Consider the following 22,100-nt stretch of genomic DNA (forward strand, 5'->3'; position numbering starts at 1 on the left):
CGGGCAAAGCCTGAAGGCGCCCGATGACGATATCGTGTCGTCGACGTTAACTCCCTGTGACCCTGACCATGTCGTCAGGTTCCGGACCTACTGATATTCCGAAGGATCGATCGCCTTGCCCAGGGAGTTGCGGTCCACCCAGTTGCCGGCCTTGGTCTCCTTGTAGCGAAATACCACCCGATCACCGACCTGGACCGGCAGTTCGGCATCCTCGGTCTGGTAGCTGTAGGCTTCGCCGTCCACCACCAGGTGGTAACGATAGAGGTCGGGCATCCCCAGCCACTCCTTGAAGGGGCCTTCACGCTCCATCGACTGGAGCTCGCCGCGCCCCTCGAGCTTCGGGGTACGGCGACGGTTGCCGCGTCGAAATCCGCCTGCCATGGTGCCTCCTTCCTGTGTCATTCAAGGGCTCGGCATTATACGGCGCCGGCCACGGGACTCAAGGGTAGCGTTATTCGCCGAAGGCCTCGCGATAGCTGTCCGGCGCCAGGTCCTCGAAGCGGGTGTACTTGCCGATGAATGCCATATGCACGGTGCCGATGGGGCCATTACGCTGCTTGCCGATGATCACTTCGGCCAGCCCCTGGTTGTCGGGGTTGTCCGGATTGTAGACCTCATCACGATAGACGAAGCCGATGATGTCGGCATCCTGCTCGATGGCCCCCGACTCGCGCAGGTCCGACATTACCGGGCGCTTGTTGGGGCGCTGCTCCAGCGAACGGTTGAGCTGGGAGAGCGCCACCACCGGGCAACCGAACTCCTTGGCCAGCCCCTTCAGCGAGCGGGAGATCTCGGAAATCTCGCCGGTGCGGTTCTCGGAGAAGCCGGGGATCTGCATCAGCTGCAGGTAGTCAATCATGATCAGCGCGAGATTGCCGTGCTCGCGCACCACCCGGCGGATCCGCGAGCGCATCTCGTTGGGTGATAGCGCGGCGGTATCGTCGATGAACAGCTGCTTGTCCTTGAGCAGGTTGACCGCCGACGTCAGGCGCGGCCAGTCCTCGTCCTCAAGCTGGCCGGTACGCACGCGAGTCTGGTCGATCCGCCCCAGCGAAGAGAGCATGCGCAACATCAGCGAGTCCGCGGGCATCTCCATGGAGAACACCATCACCGGCCTGTCGCTGGAAATCACCGCATGCTCGACGAGGTTCATGGCGAAGGTGGTCTTGCCCATCGAGGGCCGGCCGGCAACGATCACCAGATCCGAGGGCTGCAGTCCCGAGGTCATCTCGTCCAGGTCGCGAAAGCCGGTGGAGAGCCCAGTCATCTCGCCCTGCAGGTTGAACAGCTCGTCGATGCGATCCACCGCCTTGGTCAGCAGCTCGCTCATGCCGATCGGTCCACCCGACCGGGGGCGCTCCTCGCTGATCTGGAAGACCAGCCGCTCGGCCTCGTCGACCAGCTCGTCGGCGGGTCGCCCCTGGGGGCTGAAGGCGCCGTCGGCAATCTGGCTGGCGGCACGGATCAGCTTGCGCAGGGTCGCCCGCTCGCGAACGATGTCGGCATAGGCGCGGATATTACTCGCCGAGGGCGTGTTCCTGGCCAGCTCCGCGAGGTAGGCCAGCCCTCCCACGGTATCCAGCTGGTCGCGTCCTTCCAGCGCTTCGGAGAGGGTCACCACGTCGAGTGGGCGCCCTGCCTCGGCCAGACCTGCCATGACGTTGAAGGTCAGGCGGTGCTCGTAGCGATAGAAATCATCCGCCACCAGGCGGTCGGCCACGTTGTCCCACGCCTGATTGTCGAGCATCAGGCCGCCGAGCACCGATTGTTCGGCTTCCAGCGAATGCGGTGGCACCTTGAGAGCGGCGGTTTCCTGGTCAAGGGTGGGGCGTTCATTCATGGTGCGCGGACCTGCGGAAAGAAAGGGGCTGACTCATTCTACGCGATGGCACGCCACGACCCCATGCCAGGGACAGGGCCACCACAGGCGTTCAGGAAACCCTGATGGCACGAAAAGGGGGGCGAGGATTCGCTCCTCACCCCCCCTGTCGAGGCACGCCCGGCAGGCGTGCCATCGTGCTGGCCTTACTCGGCCACGACCACCACACGCACGGTGGCATCGACTTCGGCGTGCAGGTGCAGGTCGATGTCGTACTCGCCGGTCTGGCGAATCGGGCCCTGCGGCATGCGCACTTCGCTCTTGGCGACCTCGATCCCGGCGCTGGAGATGGCCTCGGCCAGATCCCGCGGACCGATGGAGCCGAACAGCTTGCCCTCGTCGCCGGCCTTGGAGACCAGCGACAGCTCGATGTCGTTGAGCTGTTCGGCACGCGCCTCGGCCTCGGCCTTGCGCTCGGCGGCCTGGGCCTCGAGCTCTGCACGCTGGGCCTGGAAGGCCTCAATGTTGTCCCGGGTGGCCGGCACGGCCAGCCCGTAGGGCACCAGATAGTTGCGGCCATAACCGGGCTTGACGGTGACCTGGTCACCCAGACCGCCCAGCTTGCCAATCTTGTCGAGCAGAATGACGTCCATTCTCGTAAACCTCTTGTCAGTGGCTGCGGGCCATTCGTCCACGGAAATCCGCGAACGTATCGATGAAGGCCACAAGCAGCACGATGAGAATCATGGGCCAGGTGGTGATCAGCAGCACATAGAAGGCGACCAGCCACAGCCCGTTCATTCCCTTCAATCCGATAAAACCATGCACCAGCGCGATGCCGGCCACCAGCAGCGGCACCCAGACCAGCATGCCCAGGGCCGGGAGCTCCAGCACTGCCCCCAACACCCCCAGGACCACCAGCAGGATGAGCTCACGAGGGGCCAGGCGCAGGCCGTGAAACTCCTCGCGGAACCCGCCCGGGTTATAGAGCCCGGCCTGCCAGCCACGCGCCAGCGCCAGGCAGGCCACGGCGGCGAGCAGCACGATCAGCGCCGTTACACTGCTGATCAGCAAGCCCGCGAGCCGCTCGGTGTCCATGCCCTGGCGCGAGAGCTCGCTGAGCATCGAGGCAATATCCGGTGACCCCTGGCGAAGCTGCTCCAGTACCGGCCCCGCCCCGCCTGGCGGCAGGAAGATACCCAGCTGGATCATCGCCGACCCTGCCAGCACGCCGGCGATCAGCGCCTCGCTCCAACGCAGCCGTGAGCGCAGTACCACTGCCATCAGTACCACCAGCAGCACACTGGCCAACGGAATGACGTCCCCTTGGGTCCACCACCAGCCGGCCGGCACGGCCGCGGCGATGATCACTGGCAGGGACGCGGCCAGGCCGTGTCGCAGGGTAACCAAAGCGGCCACGGCGGCCCCCAGCCAGAACAGCCAGGGAATTGCGGTGGCCACGGCCGCCCCCGCGGCGGCGTAGGGCGTGGCGCGCATCATCCAGCGGGCAACGGGCAACATCACGCGCGGCGCATTACTGGTGGCTGTCGGTGTAGGGCAGCAGCGCCAGGTAGCGTGCCCGCTTGATCGCGGTGGACAGCTGGCGCTGGTAACGGGCCTTGGTCCCGGTAATACGGCTGGGAACGATCTTGCCAGTCTCGGTGACGTAGGCCTTCAGCGTATCCAGATCCTTGTAGTCGATCTGCTTCACGCCTTCAGCGGTGAAACGGCAGAACTTGCGACGACGGAAAAAGCGTGCCATGGGAAGACTCCTTCAGAGGGCGATGGGGTGGCTCAGGCGGATTCGGTGCTACGCGGCTTCTCGTCGCGACGGACACGCTTCTCTTCCACCGGCTTCATCATCGGTGAGGCCTCGGTGACGGCTTCCTTGGCGCGAACCACCAGGCTGCGGATGATGGCGTCGTTGAAGCGGAAGATGTTCTCGATCTCGTCGAGGGTCTCGCCGCTGCACTCGACGTTCATCAGCACGTAGTGAGCCTTGTGGATCTTGTTGATCGGGTAGGCCAGATGGCGACGGCCCCAATCCTCGAGGCGATGCACGGTGCCGCCGTTCTCGGTGACGAGGCCGGTATAGCGCTCGACCATGGCCGGAACCTGCTCGCTCTGGTCCGGATGGACCATGAAGACGATCTCGTAGTGACGCATGGGATCTCCTTGCGGTTTGGCAGCTTCCACAGTGGCGAACACGTATTCGCTCAGGGGAAGCAAGGAGTGATTGTCAAAAGACGGGTTGTCAGAAGACACAAAGACCCGCTCGCAGGACGAGCGGGCGCAGGCATTTTAATGACATGTGCCACGATTGGCAAGGCAGATGCGACTCAGTCGCCCGGCGTGCGTCCTTGGCGCTGGCGTACGGCCTCGAACAGACAGATGCCGGTGGCCACCGAGACGTTGAGGCTGGAGACGCTGCCCGCCATGGGCAATTTTACCAGGGTATCGCAGGCCTCGCGGGTGAGACGCCGCATCCCCTTGCCCTCGGCACCCATCACCAGCGCCGCGGGGCCGGTGAAGTCGCCTTCGAAGAGGCTCGCCTCGGCCTCGCCGGCGGTACCGGTGATCCAGACACCGAGCGCCTTCAGCTTGGCCATGGCGCGGGCCAGGTTGGTAACCTGATAGACAGGCATGCTCTCGGCGGCACCGCAGGCCACCTTGCGCACCGTGGCATTGAGCGGCGCCGCCTTGTCCTTGGGCACGATCACGCCATGGACACCTGCGGCATCGGCGCTGCGCAGGCAGGCGCCGAAGTTGTGCACGTCGGTGATGCCGTCGAGCACCAGCAGTAGCGGGGGGGCCTCATGCGGCCAGCCTTCGAGCCTCAGCCACAGCGAGGTCTCGCCCTCGAAGGCGAGCGGCGTGGCGAAGGCCACGATGCCCTGGTGGGCAGCCCCCTGGGCGAGCTGGTCGAGCTCGTCACGGGGCCGCGACTGCAGGCGCGCCCCACCTTGGCGCGCGGCCTCGACCAACTCGGCCAGGCGAGCGCCGGCGCTGCCCTCCTGCACCCAGACCTCACGGGGCATCTCGCCGCGGTCGAGCAGCGCCCGCACCGCATGCACGCCGAACACCGCCTCGAGCCCGCCAGGTGGCGCAGGCGGGCGGGACGCCGCCTTTTCGGGGTGCCGCCGCTTCCCGCTCTCCTGCCCCGGCTTGCCGCCATGCCGAGGCTTGCGACCTGCCGCCATTAGCCGCGGGCCCTCGAGCGACGCGGACCACGACGACGACGGCCGCTCTTGCCCGACTTGTCACCAGGCTTGCCTGCACCCGCCTCGGCGGGCTTGTCGCCCCCGCGGCGCTTGCGCGGTGTCCGCTTGGGACGCGGCTTGTCGTCGGCCAGTTCGAAGTCGATCTTGCGCTCGTCCAGGTCGACGCGGGCCACCTGCACGGTGACGCCGTCGCCCAGGCGGTAGCTCATGCCGCTGCGCTCACCCTTGAGGCGGTGCTTCTCGGGCTCGTAGTGATAGTAGTCGGAGGGCAGCGAGGTGACGTGCACCAGCCCTTCCACGAACACCTCGTCGAGGCGCACGAAGATGCCGAACTGGGTCACCGAGGCGATGCTGCCGTCATAGACCTCGCCGAGCTTGTCGGACATGAACTCGCACTTGAGCCAGTCTTCCACGTCGCGGGTGGCGTCGTCGGCGCGCCGCTCGGTCATCGAGCAGTGCTCGCCTAGCTCGAGCATCTGCTCGAAGGTGTAGGGCGCCCACTTGCTGGGCGGCTCCACGGGTGCCCCGTCGGCGCGCAGCACGGTATTGGTCTGGCGTGGGCCACGGATCACCGAGCGGATGGCGCGGTGGACCAGCAGGTCCGGATAGCGCCGGATCGGCGAGGTGAAGTGCGCATAGGCCGGATAGGCCAGGCCGAAGTGGCCGTCGTTCTGCGGCGAGTAGACCGCTCGGCTCATGGAGCGCAGCATTACCGTCTGTATGACGTCGGCATCGTCACGTCCCTTGATCGCCTCGGCCAGGTCTCGATAGTCCTGGGGGCTCGGGTCGTCGCCACCGCCGAGCGACAGGCCCAGCTCATTGAGGAACAGGCGCAACTTGTCGAGGCGCTCCGGCGATGGCTTTTCGTGGATACGATACAGCGCCGGCAGGTCGTGCTTGTCGAGGAAGCGGGCGGTGGCCACGTTGGCCGCCAGCATGCACTCTTCGATGATCTTGTGGGCGTCATTGCGCGAGCGCGGGACGATCTTTTCGATCTTTCGCTCGTCATTGAAGACGATGGCCGTCTCAGTGGTCTCGAAGTCGATGGCGCCACGTTCGACCCGAGCCTCGCGCAGCAGCCGGTAGAGCGAATGCAGGTTCTTCAGCGACGGTACCAGCTCGCGGTACTCCTGGCGCAGGTCGTCACCCTCCTGCCCCTCGTCATCGAGAATCGCGGCCACCTTGTTGTAGGTGAGGCGCGCATGAGACTGGAACACCGCCTCGTAGAACCGGTAGCGGCTGATCGCCCCACTCTGGGAGATGTTCATCTCACAGACCAGCGCCAGGCGGTCGACGGCCGGATTCAGCGAGCAGAGGCCGTTGGAGAGCAGCTCCGGCAGCATCGGCACCACCTGACCCGGGAAGTAGACCGAGTTGCCGCGAGTGATCGCTTCCTGGTCCAGCGGCGTGCCAGGACGCACGTAGTGGGAGACGTCGGCGATGGCCACCAGCAGCTTCCAGCTGCCCGACTTGGTCTTCCAGGCACAGACGGCGTCGTCGAAATCCTTGGCGCTCTCGTCGTCGATGGTCACCAGCGGCACGTGGCGCAGGTCAATGCGATGGTGTTTATCCTGTTCGGCCACCTCGGCGGACATGCCGGCGATCTGATCGTGAACATCCGGCGGGAACTCGGCGGGAATCTCGTAGCTGCGGATGGCGATGTCGATCTCCATCCCGGGATCCATGCGCTCGCCGAGCACCTCGACGACCTCGCCCACCGGCTGTACCCGGGTCTCGGGCTGCTGGACGATATTCGCCGAGATCACCTGACCGTCCTGGGCTCCACCACAGGCGCTGTGGGGAATGATGATCTCCTGGGTGATGCGCGAGTTCTCGGGGATCAGCACGCCGAATTCCGGGGTATTGGCCCGATAGACGCCGACGATGGTCTGGGTGTTGCGCGCCAGCACCTCGACGATGGTGGCTTCATCGCGGCCCCGACGGTCGCGACCGCTGACCCGCACCAGCACGTGGTCGCCGTGGAAGACCCGGCGCATCTGCCTTGGCGGCAGCACCAGGTCGGGCTTCTTGCCGTCGTCGCGAAGCAGGAAGCCGAAGCCATCACGATGCCCCAGCACCTTCCCCTTGATCAGGTCGAGCTTGTCGATCAGCGCATAGGCACCGCGACGGTTGCGCAGCACTTGGCCATCGCGCTCCATCGCCGCCAGGCGCCGGCGCACCGCCTCCTGGAGCTCCTCGTCCTCGAGGCCCAGCTGCTGGCTCATCGCCTCGTGAGTGAGCGGCTTGCCCGCTTCCTCCAGGCGAGCGAGCAGATATTCACGGCTGGGAGCAGGCTTATCGTATTTGTGGGCTTCGCGTTTGGCGTGCGGATCGTCGCTGAGCGTCCAGTGGGTCATGCGGGGGGCATCCTTGGCGGCATCGGGAGCAGCGTGATCGAAAGGGCGCGGGGACAGCGTCCGGCGCGTGGCGTCTGGCATCGAGGGTCAATTGTCATCCACCTAGTATAGCGCCGGCGCCTCCGTCACCCAACCATGGCGACGCCGATGAGCAGGGGCAGGTGGCAAAAAATCTCTCAGGCAAGGCCGGTTGTGCTTGCATCAGCAAAGGAATCCGGTACCATACGCCTCGCCTGCCCAGATGGCGGAATTGGTAGACGCGCTAGCTTCAGGTGCTAGTGTCCTTACGGACGTGGAGGTTCAAGTCCTCTTCTGGGCACCATCGGTATCCGTCAGGCGGAATACCAGGGGAATATCTTTCCCACGCTCTTTGTCAGCTCGAAACGCTCGTGTTCGCCCAGGTGGCGGAATTGGTAGACGCGCTAGCTTCAGGTGCTAGTGTCCTTATGGACGTGGAGGTTCAAGTCCTCTCCTGGGCACCATCGCTCAAGCGATGACCGCGAACACGACGACAGCATGATGCGCCCAGGTGGCGGAATTGGTAGACGCGCTAGCTTCAGGTGCTAGTATCCTTACGGATGTGGAGGTTCAAGTCCTCTCCTGGGCACCACTACTTATCGCGTCATGCAGACGAGTCCACATTGCAGCCCCACAGGAAACCGCGACGCCAAGTTCGCGGTTTTTTTGTGCCTGCCGCTCAGAAGCGGCCCGGCAACCGGGCGACGGCCTCGAGCCCCCAGCCCGCCGCTTGCACTTCGGCCTCCAGGTCGGCGGCGGCCGCCTCGGAGAGTTGCGGGAAGAAATTCAGCCCCGTGCGCGCTTCCAGCATATCGATGCTGACCAGGAAGTCATCCAGCGGCTCGTCACCAGAGACATCCTGCGACATGAGGAAGGCCAGTGCCCGTGGCGCCTCGCCGGGCACCACCAGAATCTTGTAGAAGGCCTCGGGCACCTCCACCAGACCGACCCGGTTGAGCACGTTGTCCCGGAACGACGCCGGGAAGACCGGCCCCGTGATCACTTGAAGCGTGCCGAAGCGAGGCACGAAGTGATCCATCACCACCTCTTCCAGCCGCTGCCAGAGACGCCGGTTGAGCGCAGGCCGCTGGGGCGACATGTTGCTCATGAGGAAGGTGTCACGCTGCGCCTCGCCGCCATGAACCGCGGCGATCGCATAGTTGGGCGCCAGATGCCCCCGGTCATAGCCGCTGCCGAAATAGCTGTCCGGCGCGATGGGCCATAGCGCCCGCCAGTCGCGCTGGAAGCCGGGGCGCGGGCCTGCGCGAGGGTTGTCGACCTCCTGGAGCAGATAGCTGACCCACAGCGGATTGACCCGCACATCGGACCAGCCCAGCAGATAGCCATCGTTGCGCAGCACGCGATGGAAGCTCAGCGGGGTGAGGTCCTGCCAGGTCGTCACGCCCTGCCAGCTGAGCCCGTCACGCAGCTCACGCTCCTGGAAGTGCCAGAGCCCCGTGGTCACGACCACGAAGAGCGCCGTGATGCCGAATCGACGCACTCGACGGCGCCAGCGGTTGGCGACGCGCTTTTGTCTTGCTGCCATGCCTGCCTATTCCCTGTCCGATCATGCGGCGGGCACGGAGCCCCCGCCTTCCCTCACCAGCCCAGCGAGAACATGGTCTCCAGATCGTGCCGGGAGTGGACCTGCATGGCATTGAGCGTCTCGGTGTCGCGAATCCCCTCGACGGCATTGAGGTGCCCGGTCACCAGCTCGGCCAGGCTCTCGAAGTCACGGGTGCGCGCGATGGCGACCAGGTCATAGCGGCCACAGGTGGAATAGACTTCGCTGATGCCCTCGACATCGGCCAGCCGCTCGGCCACGGCCTTCACCTGGCCCTTCTCGGCATTGATCAGAATCACCGCGTTCTGCATCGGACTTCTCCCTGCTCTGGGCGCTTGCGCGCACGTCTCGTTCTGTGGCCGACCGGCCGGCCGCCGCAGCTGGCGCGAGTATAGCAGCGCCATCGAGGTCGCTGAACCGAGGGGCCAACCGCGCGAGGGGCTGTGCCATGACCACCGACTGTGCGGCGAATTGCCGCACAGGCCCCGGCCGGTTCGCGATCCCCCCAGCAGTTTACTACTATTGTGCGGACGAACTCCGCAGGGAAGCGCCTGTCGGATCAAGAGGTGGCTCAACCACCCGCCAAGAAGAAACGGGCACCCCGAGTGCCAACCGTGACCCCAGATCCACCATGATGACGAGGAGAGACCATGGCCGACACCAGCCGTCGTGACTTCATGCGCAACAGCCTGCTGGGCCTTGCCGCCCTGCCCCTCGGCGCCGGCATCCTGTCGAAGAGCGCCTTTGCCCAGGACCTGCCGCGGCTCGACCCGAGCGCCGACCAGGCCCAGGCCCTGAACTATGTCGAGAACGCCAGCGACGCCAGCGATCATCCCGCCTACGAGGAAGGCGAGCGCTGCGACAACTGCATGTTCTACCAGGCCGACAGCCAGGGCTGCCAGCTGTTCCCGCAGAACAGCGTCGAGCCGGGCGGCTGGTGCCAGTCCTGGACCGCCCAGGCCTGACACCTGACCGACGCCCCACTCGAAGTGAAACGACGAGGCCCGCGCCATGGCGCGGGCCTCGTCGTTTCGTCGCCTTAGTCGCGACGCTCTTCCTCGGGCAAGGGCCAGTGGTAGCGGCGCACCACTTCTTCGCCGTGCAGCGACTCCAGCCGCACCGGAAAACCCCATAGCTGGTGGAGATGACGGATGACCGGGTAGACGCTGCGTGCCAACGGGCGCCGACTGTCCTGGACATGACGCAGGGTCAGCGAACGGTCACCACGAATGTCCGCTGCGTACACCTGGATATTCGGTTCACGCACCGCCAGGGCATATTGGGTGGCGAGGGACTCGCGAATACGCCGGTAGCCGCGCTCGTCGTGGATCGCCGCCACCTCCAGCATCTCCTCCTGGTCGTCGTCGACCACCATGAACAGCTTGAGGTCGCGGATCACCTTAGGCGACAGGAACTGCTGAATGAAGGATTCGTCCTTGAAGTTCTTCATGGCAAATTCCAGGGTCTCCCGCCAGTCGCCGCCGGCACTGTCGGGAAACCACTGCCGGTCCTCCTCCGTCGGCGCCTCGCAGATGCGCCGCAGGTCGGTGAAGATGGCGAAGCCCAGCGCGTAGGGGTTGATGCCACTGAAGTAGCCGCTGTCAAAGGCCGGCTGGTTGACGACCGCGGTATGCGACTGCAGGAACTCCAGCATCAGCCCTTCATCCACCAGGCCTTCCTCGTAGAGCCGGTTCATCAGGGTGTAGTGCCAGAAGGTCGCCCAGCCCTCGTTCATCACCTGGGTCTGGCGCTGAGGATAGAAGTATTGCGCCAGCTTGCGCACGATGCGCACCACCTCGCGCTGCCAGGGCGCCAGTAGCGGGGCATTCTTCTCGATGAAGTAGAGCAGGTTCTCCTGGGGCTCAGGGGGATAGCGGCCGCCCTCGTGAAGCCCCAGCGGGTCCTCCTCGTCGGCCATGCCGGGCAGGATATCGTCGCGGGGGCGCCCCGGGATGGTGCGCCACAGCGTGTTGACCTGGGCCTGGAGATGCGCCTCGCGCTCCGTCTGGCGACGCGCCTCCTCGGCGGCGGAAACCGGCGAGGGGCGCTTGTAGCGGTCGACGCCATAGTTCTGCAGGGCGTGACAGGCGTCCAGCAGCTGCTCCACTGCCGCCACGCCGTGGCGCTCCTCGCATTCGCTGATGTACTTCCGGGCGAACACCAGGTAGTCGACGATGGACGAGGCATCCGTCCAGGTGCGGAACAGGTAGTTACCCTTGAAGAAGGAGTTGTGGCCATAGCAGGCATGCGCCATGACCAGCACCTGCATCATCAGGGTGTTCTCCTCCATCAGGTAGGCGATGCAGGGGTCGGAATTGATCACGAGCTCATAGGCGAGCCCCATCTGGCCGCGTCGATAGGCCTGCTCCACGGCCAGAAACTGCTTGCCGAACGACCAGTGGTGATAGCCCACCGGCATGCCCACGCTGGCATAGGCATCCATCATCTGCTCGGTGGTGATGACCTCGATCTGGTTGGGATAGGTATCCAGGCGATACTCGTCCGCCAGGCGTGCAATCTCCTCCTCGAAGGCATGGAGGATATCGAAGTTCCAGTCGGAACCGGTCGCGATGGGCTTGCGTCGGGTCATGCTGCCTCCTCGGGCGGCCTGCACTGGCGATCACGTGCTGGCAATGCGGCGCTTGAACAACTCGCGAAAGACCGGATAGATGTCCCCGGCCTCGACGATCTGCCGCATGGCGAAGCGCTCGTCATACTCGGCCTCTACGCGTTCATACTCTTCCCACAGCGCCTGGTGGGCATGGGGCGTGATCTCCACATAGGTAAAGTATTGCAGCCGTGGCATCAGACGCTCGACGAGCAGCTCGCGACAGGTGATGGAGTCGTCGTCCCAGTTGTCGCCGTCGGACGCCTGGGCCACGTAGAGGTTCCACTGCCCGGGCGGGTAGCGCGCCTCGATGATCTCGTCGACCAGCGTCAGGGCGCTGGACACGATGGTGCCGCCGGTCTCACGGGAATAGAAGAACTCCTCCTCGTCGACCTCCTTGGCCGCCGTATGGTGGCGGACGAAGACCAGCTCGACCTTGTCGTAGTTGCGCTCGAGGAAGAGATAGAGCAGCAGGAAGAAGCGCTTGGCAATGTCCTTGTGCGCCTGGGTCATGGACCCCGAGACATCCATCACGCAGAACATCACCGCCTTGCTGGAAGGCTGCGGCTGGTCGATCAGGTTGTTGTAGCGCAGGTCGTAGGTATCGATGAAGGGCACCGTCTCCAGGCGCTTCTTCAAGCGCTCGATCTCCACCTTGAGCTCGCTGATGCGAGCGGGGTTGCGCAGCACCGGATCCTTGCGCTCCTCCTCGGCCAGCGCCTCGGTGGCTTCGCGCAGGGCCCGACGAATCGGCGCTCGCATGGCGATACGCCGCGCCTGGGCCTCACGCATGGAACGCACGATGTTGATACGTGCCGGCACCCCCTCCTTGGACACCCCGGCACGCACCCGGCGTACCTCGTCGAGGTCCACGAGGGCCTTGCGCTCCAGGTGGGGCAGCTCCAGGCCGTCGAAGACGAAATCGAGGAACTCCTCGCGGCTCAGGGTAAAGGCGAATTCATCCATGCCCTCGCCCTGATTGGAGGCACCGCCCTCCCCGGCACCATCACCGCCACTCCCGCCGCCGGGACGACGCAGGCGATCCCCTTCGACGAACTCCTTGTTGCCCGGTGCGACGATGGACCGTCGACCCCCCGGGCCATGCTGGAAGACCGGCTCGGAGATGTCCCGGGAGGGGATCGAGACCTTCTCGCCCCGCTCCATGTCGGTAATCGAGCGACGGTTCACCGCCTCCTCGACCGACCGCTTGATATGGGTGCGGTAGCGGTCGAGGAAGCGCTGGCGGTTGACCGCGCTCTTGTGCTTGGCATTGGCTCGACGATCGATGAAATAGGTCATGACGACCTCCTCGGCCTACTGCGACTTACGGACCCGCAAGTACCACTCAGAGAGCAGGCGGACCTGTTTCTCGGTGTAGCCGCGATCGACCATGCGTGCCACGAAGTCCTCGTGCTTCTTCTGATCTGCCGTCGAGGCCTTGGCGTTGAAGGAGATCACCGGCAACAGCTCCTCGGTGTTGGCGAACATCTTGTGCTCGATCACCCCGCGCAGCTTCTCGTAGGACTGCCAGCTGGGGTTCATGCCATTGTTCTGGGCACGCGCCCGCAGCACGAAATTGACCACTTCGTGGCGAAAGTCCTTGGGGTTGGAGATGCCCGCCGGCTTCTCGATCTTCTCCAATTCCTCGTTGAGGGCCTGGCGGTCGAGGAATTCACCGGTCTCAGGATCGCGAAACTCCTGATCCTGGATCCAGAAATCGGCGTAGGTCACGTAGCGGTCGAAGATGTTCTGGCCATACTCGGAATAGGATTCGAGATAGGCCGTCTGGATCTCCTTGCCGATGAAGTCGACGTAGCGCGGGGCCAGGAACTCCTTGATGAAGCGCAGGTAGCGCTCGAAGGTCTCGCGAGGCAGCTGCTCCTGCTCCAGGCGCTGCTCGAGGACGTAGAGCAGATGCACCGGGTTCGCCGCCACCTCGTGGTTATCGAAGTTGAACACCTTGGAGAGGATCTTGAAGGCAAAGCGCGTCGACAGCCCCTCCATGCCTTCATCGACCCCTGCCGCATCGCGATATTCCTGAATCGACTTGGCCTTGGGGTCGGTGTCCTTGAGGTTCTCGCCATCGTAGACCCGCATCTTGGAGTAGATGCTCGAATTCTCCGGCTCCTTGAGCCGGGAAAGCACCGAGAACTGGGCCAGCATCCGCAGCGTGTCGGGTGCGCAAGGGGCCTCGGCCAGCGACGAGTGCTCGAGCAGCTTCTTGTAGATGTTGATCTCCTCGGTCACTCGCAGGCAATAGGGCACCTTGACGATATAGACACGATCGAGAAAGGCCTCATTGTTGCGGTTGTTTCGGAAGGTCTGCCACTCGCTCTCGTTGGAGTGGGCCAGCACCACACCGTCGAAAGGGATCGCCCCCATGCCCTCGGTGGGGTTGTAGTTGCCCTCTTGGGTCGCCGTCAGCAGCGGATGCAGCACCTTGATCGGCGCCTTGAACATCTCGACGAACTCCATCAGCCCCTGGTTGGCACGACACAGCCCGCCAGAGAAGCTGTAGGCGTCCGGATCATCCTGGGAGTAAAGCTCGAGCTGGCGAATGTCCACCTTGCCCACCAGCGAGGAAATATCCTGGTTATTCTCGTCACCGGGTTCGGTCTTGGAGATGGCGATCTGGTTGAGCCGCGAGGGGTAGAGACGCACGACCCGAAACTGCGAAATGTCGCCACCGTACTCCTTGAGGCGCTTGGCGGCCCAGGGCGACATCACGCTCTTGAAATAGCGACGGGGAATGCCGTACTCCTTCTCCAGCAGTTCGCCGTCTTCCTCAGGGGAGAACAGGCCCAATGGGGACTCGTAGACCGGAGAATCCTTGATGGCATAGAAGGGCACTTTCTCCATGAGCAGCTTGAGGCGCTCGGCAAGAGACGACTTGCCGCCCCCCACCGGCCCCAGCAGATAGAGGATCTGCTTGCGCTCCTCGAGTCCCTGGGCGGCATGGCGGAAGTAGGCGACGATCTGCTCGATGGCCTCCTCCATGCCGTAGAACTCGGCAAAGGCCGGGTAACGTCGAATCACCTTGTTGGAAAAGATGCGTGACAGCCGCGGATCCTTCGCGGTATCGATCACCTCTGGCTCGCCAATGGCCTCCAGCATTCGCTCGGCCGCCGACGCATAGGCCACGGGCTCCCGGCGACACAGTTCCAGATACTCCTGCAGGCTCATCTCTTCCTGCTGGACGCGAGAGAAGCGGTTCTGCACATGATCGAAGATGCTCATCGATGCCTCCTGTATGCCCGATTCCCCAGCCACTCGACATGGTGATGACAGGCCAGGGTGGGGTCTCTTCAGCGTAGACAGCATCAGCGGATAACGGTTTGCCACACCAATCAACGCAGCCGAGCCCTATCCACTGAGAGCCCGGCAAGCGTTACTCGGTTCATGGAAAATCAGTAAAGATTAAACGCTCAATGGACGAAGCCCGCCGCAGAGGGCCGGCGGGCAGATCAGCGTCAGGCAGGCAGCAGGGGGCAGCACGACGGCCGGGAACGGGGTCAGAGACGCGCGGCCAGTCGCGTTCCCTGATCGATGGCCCGGCGCGCATCGAGCTCCGCCGCCTCGTCGGCACCGCCGATGACGTGCACGGCCATGCCGGTCGCCTGGAGCGGTGCGAGCAGATCGCGGACCGGCTCCTGGCCCGCGCAGACCACGATGGTATCGACCGCGATGCAGCGTGAAGCTCCCTCGAGGCGGATATGCAGTCCGTCGTCATCGATGCCGAGATACTCGCAGCCGGTCAGCGCCTCGACCCCGCGATGTCTGAGCGAGGCCCGGTGGACCCAGCCGGTGGTCTTGCCAAGCCCCTTGCCTGGCTTGCTGGTCTTGCGCTGCAGCATGACGACCTGCCGCGGGGCCGTGAGCCGCTCGGCCGGCTTGAGGCCACCGCGCCGCGAGACGCCGAGATCCACCCCCCACTCGTCGCACCAGGCGCCGACCGCGGGGGCGGACTCGCCAACGTGGGTCAGAAGTTCGGCCACGTCGAAGCCGATGCCCCCGGCGCCGATGATCGCCACGCGTCGGCCGACCCGCTCGGGATGGGTGATCGCCGTCGGATAGTCGATCACCGTCGGGTGGTCGATACCCGGCAGGTCGAGTCGGCGTGGCCGCACGCCACTGGCCAGCACCACCACATCGAAGGCACGCAGGGCCTGGACGTCAGCCTCGGTACCCAGCCGGATCGCGACGCCCAGCCGGTCGAGCCTTACCCGGTAGTAGCGCAGCGTCTCGTCGAACTCCTCCTTGCCGGGAATCCGGCGCGCATGGTTGAACTGGCCCCCCAACTCGGTGGCGCGCTCGAACAGGGTCACGGCATGGCCACGCTCGGCCGCGGTAACCGCGGTGGCAAGCCCAGCCGGACCGCCGCCCACCACCGCGATCGCCTGCGGCGCAGCGGCCGGGGCGATCTCCAGCTGCGTCTCGTGACAGGCACGCGGATTGACCAGACAAGAGGTCACCCGACCCAGGAAGACCTGGTCCAGGCAGGCCTGATTGCAGGCGATGCAGGTGTTGATCTCCTCGCTGCGCCCCTCGGCCGCCTTGCTCACCCAGGCCGAGTCGGCCAGGAAGGGACGCGCCATGGAGACCATGTCGGCGTGACCCTCGGCGAGCACCTGTTCGGCCACCTCCGGCATGTTGATCCGGTTGGTGGTGATCAGCGGCACCGTGAGCTCGGCCTTCATGCGCCGGGTCACCTCGGTGAAGGCCCCCCGCGGCACGCTGGTCACGATGGTGGGAATGCGCGCCTCGTGCCAGCCGATACCGGTGTTGATCACATCGACCCCGGCGGCCTCGAGGGCGCGCCCCAGGGCGACGACCTCCTCGAAGGTGCTGCCCTCCTCCACCAGGTCGATCATCGACAGCCGAAAGATCAGCAGGAAGTCGCTCCCCACCGCTTCACGGATGCGCTCGACGATTGCCACCGGAAAGCGCAGGCGATTCTCGAGGCTGCCCCCCCAGGCATCATCGCGATGGTTGGTGCGCGGACAGATGAACTGATTGATCAGATAGCCCTCCGACCCCATCACCTCGACGCCGTCGTAGCCGGCTTCCTGGGCCAGGACCGCGCAGCACACATAGGCCTCGATGCGCGCCTCGATCTCGTCAGTGGCGAGCTCCCGCGGCACGAACGGGTTGATCGGCGCCTGCAGCGGGGAGGGCGCCACCAGCTCTGGCGTATAGGCGTAACGCCCCGCGTGAAGGATCTGCAGGCAGATGTGTCCCCCGGCGGCATGCACGGCCTCGACCACCCCACGGTGGTCGGCTACCTGCTCGGCGCGCTCCAGCGTCGCCGCCCCCTCGAAGACGGCACCCTCGGCATTGGGCGCGATGCCGCCGGTGACGATCAGCCCCACGCCTTCCCGCGCCCGCTCGGCATAGAAGGCCGCCAGCCGTGCAAAGCCGCCGGTCGCCTCCTCGAGGTTGGTGTGCATCGAACCCATCAGCACCCGGTTGGGAAGCGTCAGGTGGCCGACCTTCAGGGGGCGGAACAGTTGGGGATAAGCACTCACGGCAGGATCCTCACGGTCGTGGCGGTGATATATTCAAACAACTGTATGATAGCCGGGGCGCGGGACGCAAAGGGTCATTACCCCGTGATGATGCCGGATGCAGGAGAATAAAGCGGGGACCAACGAAACAGCCCCGGAGCCATGAAGGGCTCCGGGGCTGAAGAATTCGACTGCAGATGGCGGACCGGACGGGACTCGAACCCGCGACCTCCGGCGTGACAGGCCGGCATTCTAACCAACTGAACTACCGGTCCGCGTGGTGGGTGATACCGGACTCGAACCAGTGACCCCCAGCATGTGAGGCTGGTGCTCTAACCAACTGAGCTAATCACCCACGCGTTACTGCAAATTTACTGCTGTCGTCGCGTCATCATGGCGGACCGGACGGGACTCGAACCCGCGACCTCCGGCGTGACAGGCCGGCATTCTAACCAACTGAACTACCGGTCCACAAGATGACCTACAACTTATGCTACGGGGAAGACGTTGGCGGACCGGACGGGACTCGAACCCGCGACCTCCGGCGTGACAGGCCGGCATTCTAACCAACTGAACTACCGGTCCGCTGCTCTCTTCCAGCTACATGATCGGGCATCGCCGGAGCGATGGTGGGTGGTACAGGGTTCGAACCTGTGACCCCCAGCTTGTAAGGCTGGTGCTCTCCCAGCTGAGCTAACCACCCCCGGTCACGTGGCGCTGCATTCTACAGGGGTGCCGGGTAATGTCAACGCTTTTTGTACTACCGCTCAGGAAGGCACCACACCGAATTACCTCTGCCCTTTCATCGACTTGCCCGTACCGCACGCGCGACGGGCGTTTCAGGCTTGGGCGGCCATGAAGGCTGCAATCGCGCCCGCCCCTTCATCGATCAGCGCCGCCTGGGTCCTGCCCGAGGTGCGACGCGGCTTCCAGTCATGGTCGCCGCTCTCGAGCCAGTGCAGGCGCGCAATGCCGGGAAGCTCATAGCCCCCGACCTCGTCACGATTGCCGAAGGGGTCACGACTGCCCTGCACGACCAGTGTCGGACACGCCAGTGACGGCCAGTGGGAGAGCCTCAGGCGCTCGGGCTTGCCCGGCGGGTGAAACGGGTAACCGCACAGCACGAGGCCCCGAGCCCCGTCACGGGCCGCCAGCAGACTGGCGACGCGCCCACCCATCGACTTGCCCCCCAGCCAGGGCCTGGGAAGATCGACGTGCGACACAATGTCGCACCAGAACGACAGTTCATCGACCAGGCGGTCGACCCTCGGCGGTGGTCGCCGCCGACCTTCACGACGCATCTGTTGCAGGTAGGCGAACTCGATGGCCAGTGTCTGCACGCCCTGTCCTGCCAGGGCATCACGCAACCGTTGCAGAAAGGTTGAATCCTGTCCTGCACCGGCGCCATGGGCCATCAGCAGCCGGCCATTGCGACACGTTCCGCGCACTTCCAGCGGACCGCGCCCCTCGATATTCCAGCGTCCCGGCTCGCCATCGCGCAGCAATCCGCGCAGCGCCTCACGGTCGATGCGGAGTAAATCCCGACAAAAATAGTCTGTCAATTTCACCCTCTTCGCGTTCATGAATCAACACATTGGCGTGTTCAGCTTGTCGCACGCCTGCGCTAGAATCAGCTCTGGTTATAGACCTGCATCATCCTGCGGAGGTCACCCCGAGGCAGAATGCCGCGGGACACCCCCAAACCGCGTTCGATGGGAACCTGACATGAGCACAGCACTTGAACACCCGACCTACAACTACAAGGTAGTTCGGCAGTTCGCGATCATGACGGTGGTGTGGGGCATCGTGGGCATGGCCCTCGGTGTCATCCTTGCCGCACAGCTGGTATGGCCGGAACTGAACCTGGGACTGCCTTGGACGAGCTTCGGCCGCCTGCGCCCGCTGCACACCAACGCCGTGATCTTCGCCTTTGGCGGTTCGGCGCTGTTCGCCACCTCGTACTACGTGGTGCAGCGGACCTGCCAGACCCGACTGTTCGGGGACAAGCTGGCGGCCTTCACCTTCTGGGGCTGGCAGGCGGTGATCCTCTCCGCAGTGGTCTCGCTGCCGCTGGGCTACACCACCACCAAGGAATACGCCGAGCTGGAGTGGCCGATCAATATCCTGATCGCGGTGGTCTGGGTCAGCTACGCCATCGTTTTCCTGATGACCCTCAAGCAGCGCAAGACCTCCCACATCTACGTGGCCAACTGGTTCTTCGCCGCCTTCATCTTGACCGTAGCGGTGCTGCATATCGTCAATAACGCCGCCATCCCGGTCACCGCCATGTACTCCACCTCCATCTACGCCGGCACCATCGACGCCATGGTGCAGTGGTGGTACGGGCACAACGCGGTGGGCTTCTTCCTGACGGCTGGCTTCCTGGGGATGATGTACTACTTCGTGCCCAAGCAGGCCGAGCGCCCGGTCTACTCCTACCGCCTGTCGATTGTCCACTTCTGGGCGTTGATCATGGTCTACATGTGGGCCGGCCCGCACCACCTGCACTACACGGCCCTGCCCAACTGGGCCCAGTCGCTGGGCATGATCATGTCGATCATCCTGCTGGCTCCCTCCTGGGGCGGCATGATCAACGGCATGATGACCCTCTCCGGCGCCTGGCATAAACTGCGCACCGACCCCACGCTGCGCTTCCTGGTCGTCGCGCTCTCGTTCTACGGCATGTCCACCTTCGAAGGTCCGATGATGGCGGTGAAGACCGTCAACGCGCTCTCCCACTACACCGACTGGACCATCGGCCACGTGCATGCCGGCGCCCTGGGCTGGGTGGCGATGATCACCATCGGTTCCATGTACCACCTAATCCCGCGCCTGTTCAGCCGCACCGAGATGCACTCGGTGAACCTGATCGCCGTGCACTTCTGGCTGGCCACCATCGGCACCGTGCTCTATATCGCCTCGATGTGGGTCAACGGCATCCTGCAGGGCCTGATGTGGCGCGCCATCAACCCCGACGGCACCCTGATGTACACCTTCGTCGAGGCCGTGGAGGCCAGCGGCCCGGGCTACATCGTGCGCCTGATCGGCGGCCTGTGCTGGGTGGCGGGCATGCTGATCATGGCCTTCAACGTCTTCATGACAGTCCGGCGTGACGAAGGCGCCCGTCAGCCGATTCCGCAGACTGCCTGAGCTAACCGGGGAAACCGACACCAATGAAACACGAGATCGTCGAAAAGAACGTCGGCCTGCTTGCCGTACTGATCCTGGTGGTGATCAGCTTCGGCGGGTTGGCCGAGGTTGTGCCACTGTTCTTCCAGAAACAGACGACCGAACCCGTCGAGGGGCTCGAACCGCTCTCGGCGCTGGAGCTGGAAGGCCGCGGCATCTACCGTCGTGAGGGCTGCGTCGGCTGTCACTCGCAGATGGTTCGCCCCTTCCGCGCCGAGACCGAGCGCTACGGGCCCTATAGTGTCGCTGGCGAACAGGTCTACGAGCACAACTTCCTGTGGGGCTCCAAGCGGACCGGGCCGGATCTGGCCCGTGTCGGTGGCCGTTACAGCGATGACTGGCACCGCGCTCACCTGTACAACCCCCGTGATGTGGTGCCGGAATCGATCATGCCCGCCTATCCGTGGCTGTTCGAGAACACCCTGGATGGCGAGGACACACCGAAGAAGATGCGCGCACTGCGCGCCCTCGGCGTGCCCTATACCAACGAGCAGATCGAGAACGCCGGCAGGGAAGTGCGAGGCGAACAGGAGATCACCGCGCTGATCGCTTATCTGCAACAGCTTGGGACCGTGCTCGAGGGCACACGCTGACCATGGATACCGGAACCTTTCGCGGCATCATCACGGGTATCCTGATCATCGCCTTCATCGGACTGACGCTGTGGGCCTACTCGAGCCGTCGCAAGAAGGATTTCGACGAGGCGAAAAACCTGCCCTTCGCCGATGAGGATGATGCACCAGTGAACCGTGACACGAGCGCCTCGCGCGAGACCGATTCCCGTCATGACAGGGGAGACAAGAATACATGAACTATTTATGGGGTGACTCCCTTTCCGGCTTCTGGAGTGCCTGGATCATCGTCATCACGCTGGGCTCCATCGGGATTGCCTTCTGGCTGCTCTACGCCAACCGCAAGACCGACAAGACCCCCGATGCCGAGGGCAACGTCGAAACCACCGGCCATGCCGCCGACGAGATCGAGGAGTACGACAATCCGCTGCCCCGCTGGTGGCTGCAGCTGTATGTCGGCACCATCATCTTTTCTCTCGGCTACCTGTTGCTCTACCCCGGCCTCGGCAACTTTGCCGGCCTGCTGGGCTGGAGTCAGGAAAGCCAGTGGGAAGAGGAAGTGGCCCGCGCCGAGGAACGTTTCGCCCCCATCTTCGCCCAGTACCAGGAAGTCCCGATCCCGGAACTGGCCACGGACGGCGAGGCCATGCAGGTCGCCGAGCGCATCTACCTCAACAACTGCGCGATCTGCCACGGCTCCAATGCCAAGGGCGGCTACGGCTTTCCCAACCTCACCGACGACGCCTGGCTCTATGGCGGCGCGCCGGAGAATATCGTCCAAACCCTCACCAACGGCCGCAACGGCCTGATGCCTTCCTGGCAGCAGCTGGGCAGCGAGAACATCGAGAACGTCACCCAGCATGTGTTATCGCTGTCGGGGCTCGAGCATGATGCCGAGCGTGCCGAGCGCGGCGCGGCGACCTTCGCCTCGGTATGCGCGGCCTGCCATATGCCCGACGGCACCGGCAATCAGGCGCTGGGCGCACCTAATCTGACCGACGATGCCTGGCTCTATCTGGCACCGGGCCAGAGTGTTGCGGACTCGGTGCGCCAGACGCTGCGTAACGGTCGTAATGGCCACATGCCGGCGCAGGCCGCCTACATCGGCGAGGACAAGGTCCATCTCGTCGCCGCCTACGTCTATAGCCTGCGCCTCGAGGACTGAGGACAGCGCTGCCGACGTTGAAGGGTGCGGCCTCCGGTCGCACCCTTTCTCGTTGTGCGGCCATCTCGATACAATATTGGCCT

The 22,100-nt window shown here is 64.5% G+C and carries 20 protein-coding genes and 8 tRNA genes; 8 read left to right on the forward strand and 20 right to left on the reverse strand.

Annotated elements, in window-relative coordinates:
- Positions 1–87: 87 nt before the first annotated feature.
- The 8 genes from FHR95_RS09370 to rnr form a co-directional block, all read right to left on the reverse strand.
- Positions 88–381: a hypothetical protein gene (locus tag FHR95_RS09370; RefSeq protein WP_040185486.1), complete on the reverse strand. Its 294-nt coding sequence runs from the start codon at positions 379–381 to the stop codon at positions 88–90.
- 70 nt (positions 382–451) lie between these two features.
- Positions 452–1,840: a replicative DNA helicase gene (gene dnaB, locus FHR95_RS09375; RefSeq protein ID WP_040185484.1), complete on the reverse strand. Its 1,389-nt coding sequence runs from the start codon at positions 1,838–1,840 to the stop codon at positions 452–454.
- Positions 1,841–2,025: 185 nt separating this feature from the next.
- Positions 2,026–2,472, reverse strand: coding sequence for a 50S ribosomal protein L9 (gene rplI, locus FHR95_RS09380; protein WP_040185483.1), 447 nt, complete (start codon positions 2,470–2,472; stop codon positions 2,026–2,028).
- Between the two features lie 16 nt (positions 2,473–2,488).
- On the reverse strand, positions 2,489–3,340 hold the full coding sequence (locus FHR95_RS09385) for a YybS family protein (RefSeq protein ID WP_183314204.1): 852 nt from the start codon (positions 3,338–3,340) through the stop codon (positions 2,489–2,491).
- 13 nt (positions 3,341–3,353) lie between these two features.
- Complete coding sequence (gene rpsR, locus FHR95_RS09390) at positions 3,354–3,581, reverse strand: 30S ribosomal protein S18 (RefSeq protein ID WP_013333281.1); 228 nt, start codon at positions 3,579–3,581, stop codon at positions 3,354–3,356.
- Positions 3,582–3,613: 32 nt separating this feature from the next.
- Positions 3,614–3,985 carry a 30S ribosomal protein S6 gene (rpsF, locus tag FHR95_RS09395; RefSeq protein ID WP_040185479.1) on the reverse strand — a complete coding sequence of 124 codons (372 nt, stop codon included), beginning with the start codon at positions 3,983–3,985 and terminating at the stop codon, positions 3,614–3,616.
- Positions 3,986–4,158: 173 nt separating this feature from the next.
- Positions 4,159–5,019 (reverse strand): 23S rRNA (guanosine(2251)-2'-O)-methyltransferase RlmB, encoded by an 861-nt coding sequence (rlmB, locus tag FHR95_RS09400; RefSeq protein ID WP_183314205.1) that lies wholly within the window; start codon positions 5,017–5,019, stop codon positions 4,159–4,161.
- Positions 5,019–7,397: a ribonuclease R gene (rnr, locus tag FHR95_RS09405; protein ID WP_040185476.1), complete on the reverse strand. Its 2,379-nt coding sequence runs from the start codon at positions 7,395–7,397 to the stop codon at positions 5,019–5,021. The genes rlmB and rnr overlap by 1 nt, the downstream gene beginning before the upstream one ends.
- A gap of 235 nt (positions 7,398–7,632) precedes the next feature.
- On the opposite strand from rnr, the gene FHR95_RS09410 reads away from it, so the two are divergent.
- The 3 genes from FHR95_RS09410 (at position 7,633) to FHR95_RS09420 (ending at position 8,007) form a co-directional block, all read left to right on the forward strand.
- Positions 7,633–7,719: transfer RNA gene (locus FHR95_RS09410), tRNA-Leu, on the forward strand.
- A 73-nt stretch (positions 7,720–7,792) separates the two neighbouring features.
- Positions 7,793–7,879: transfer RNA gene (locus tag FHR95_RS09415), tRNA-Leu, on the forward strand.
- A 41-nt stretch (positions 7,880–7,920) separates the two neighbouring features.
- A tRNA-Leu gene (locus FHR95_RS09420) sits at positions 7,921–8,007 on the forward strand.
- Between the two features lie 87 nt (positions 8,008–8,094).
- Here FHR95_RS09420 and FHR95_RS09425 read toward each other — a convergent pair.
- On the reverse strand, positions 8,095–8,961 hold the full coding sequence (locus FHR95_RS09425; RefSeq protein WP_183314206.1) for a DNA/RNA non-specific endonuclease: 867 nt from the start codon (positions 8,959–8,961) through the stop codon (positions 8,095–8,097).
- Between the two features lie 53 nt (positions 8,962–9,014).
- Positions 9,015–9,290 (reverse strand): Lrp/AsnC family transcriptional regulator, encoded by a 276-nt coding sequence (locus FHR95_RS09430; RefSeq protein WP_040185470.1) that lies wholly within the window; start codon positions 9,288–9,290, stop codon positions 9,015–9,017.
- 339 nt (positions 9,291–9,629) lie between these two features.
- Between FHR95_RS09430 and FHR95_RS09435 the strand changes: the two genes are divergently transcribed.
- Positions 9,630–9,944, forward strand: coding sequence for a high-potential iron-sulfur protein (locus FHR95_RS09435; protein WP_040185468.1), 315 nt, complete (start codon positions 9,630–9,632; stop codon positions 9,942–9,944).
- A gap of 74 nt (positions 9,945–10,018) precedes the next feature.
- On the opposite strand, the gene FHR95_RS09440 is transcribed toward FHR95_RS09435, so the two are convergent.
- From FHR95_RS09440 to FHR95_RS09485, 10 genes are all read right to left on the reverse strand, one after another.
- Positions 10,019–11,569: a SpoVR family protein gene (locus tag FHR95_RS09440; protein ID WP_040185466.1), complete on the reverse strand. Its 1,551-nt coding sequence runs from the start codon at positions 11,567–11,569 to the stop codon at positions 10,019–10,021.
- 30 nt (positions 11,570–11,599) lie between these two features.
- Positions 11,600–12,886, reverse strand: coding sequence for a YeaH/YhbH family protein (locus FHR95_RS09445; protein WP_040185465.1), 1,287 nt, complete (start codon positions 12,884–12,886; stop codon positions 11,600–11,602).
- A gap of 15 nt (positions 12,887–12,901) precedes the next feature.
- Positions 12,902–14,824 (reverse strand): PrkA family serine protein kinase, encoded by a 1,923-nt coding sequence (locus tag FHR95_RS09450; protein ID WP_040185463.1) that lies wholly within the window; start codon positions 14,822–14,824, stop codon positions 12,902–12,904.
- Between the two features lie 275 nt (positions 14,825–15,099).
- A complete protein-coding gene (locus FHR95_RS09455) occupies positions 15,100–17,112 on the reverse strand; it encodes an oxidoreductase (protein WP_183314207.1) in 2,013 nt (670 codons plus the stop codon).
- A 177-nt stretch (positions 17,113–17,289) separates the two neighbouring features.
- Positions 17,290–17,366, reverse strand: a tRNA-Asp gene (locus FHR95_RS09460).
- A 3-nt stretch (positions 17,367–17,369) separates the two neighbouring features.
- Positions 17,370–17,446 (reverse strand) — tRNA-Val (locus tag FHR95_RS09465).
- A gap of 39 nt (positions 17,447–17,485) precedes the next feature.
- Positions 17,486–17,562 (reverse strand) — tRNA-Asp (locus tag FHR95_RS09470).
- Positions 17,563–17,599: 37 nt separating this feature from the next.
- Positions 17,600–17,676: transfer RNA gene (locus tag FHR95_RS09475), tRNA-Asp, on the reverse strand.
- 42 nt (positions 17,677–17,718) lie between these two features.
- Positions 17,719–17,794, reverse strand: a tRNA-Val gene (locus FHR95_RS09480).
- Between the two features lie 136 nt (positions 17,795–17,930).
- Entirely contained in the window at positions 17,931–18,653 is a 723-nt protein-coding gene (locus FHR95_RS09485) for an alpha/beta family hydrolase (protein ID WP_246378482.1), read from the reverse strand.
- A gap of 163 nt (positions 18,654–18,816) precedes the next feature.
- Here FHR95_RS09485 and ccoN point away from each other — a divergent pair, with 163 nt between their 5' ends.
- From ccoN to ccoP, 4 genes are read left to right on the forward strand one after another with little or no spacing between them, the layout of a single operon-like run.
- Positions 18,817–20,241 carry a cytochrome-c oxidase, cbb3-type subunit I gene (ccoN, locus tag FHR95_RS09490; protein WP_040185459.1) on the forward strand — a complete coding sequence of 475 codons (1,425 nt, stop codon included), beginning with the start codon at positions 18,817–18,819 and terminating at the stop codon, positions 20,239–20,241.
- A gap of 23 nt (positions 20,242–20,264) precedes the next feature.
- The gene (gene ccoO, locus FHR95_RS09495; protein WP_183314208.1) at positions 20,265–20,873 is read left to right on the forward strand and encodes a cytochrome-c oxidase, cbb3-type subunit II; all 609 of its coding nucleotides are present in this window, start codon (positions 20,265–20,267) and stop codon (positions 20,871–20,873) included.
- 2 nt (positions 20,874–20,875) lie between these two features.
- Complete coding sequence (locus tag FHR95_RS09500; RefSeq protein ID WP_040185454.1) at positions 20,876–21,091, forward strand: CcoQ/FixQ family Cbb3-type cytochrome c oxidase assembly chaperone; 216 nt, start codon at positions 20,876–20,878, stop codon at positions 21,089–21,091.
- Complete coding sequence (gene ccoP / locus FHR95_RS09505) at positions 21,088–22,017, forward strand: cytochrome-c oxidase, cbb3-type subunit III (protein WP_040185453.1); 930 nt, start codon at positions 21,088–21,090, stop codon at positions 22,015–22,017. The genes FHR95_RS09500 and ccoP overlap by 4 nt, the downstream gene beginning before the upstream one ends.
- Positions 22,018–22,100: the final 83 nt, after the last annotated feature.

This window comes from Halomonas fontilapidosi (assembly GCF_014192285.1).
In the GTDB taxonomy this organism is placed as follows: domain Bacteria; phylum Pseudomonadota; class Gammaproteobacteria; order Pseudomonadales; family Halomonadaceae; genus Halomonas; species Halomonas fontilapidosi.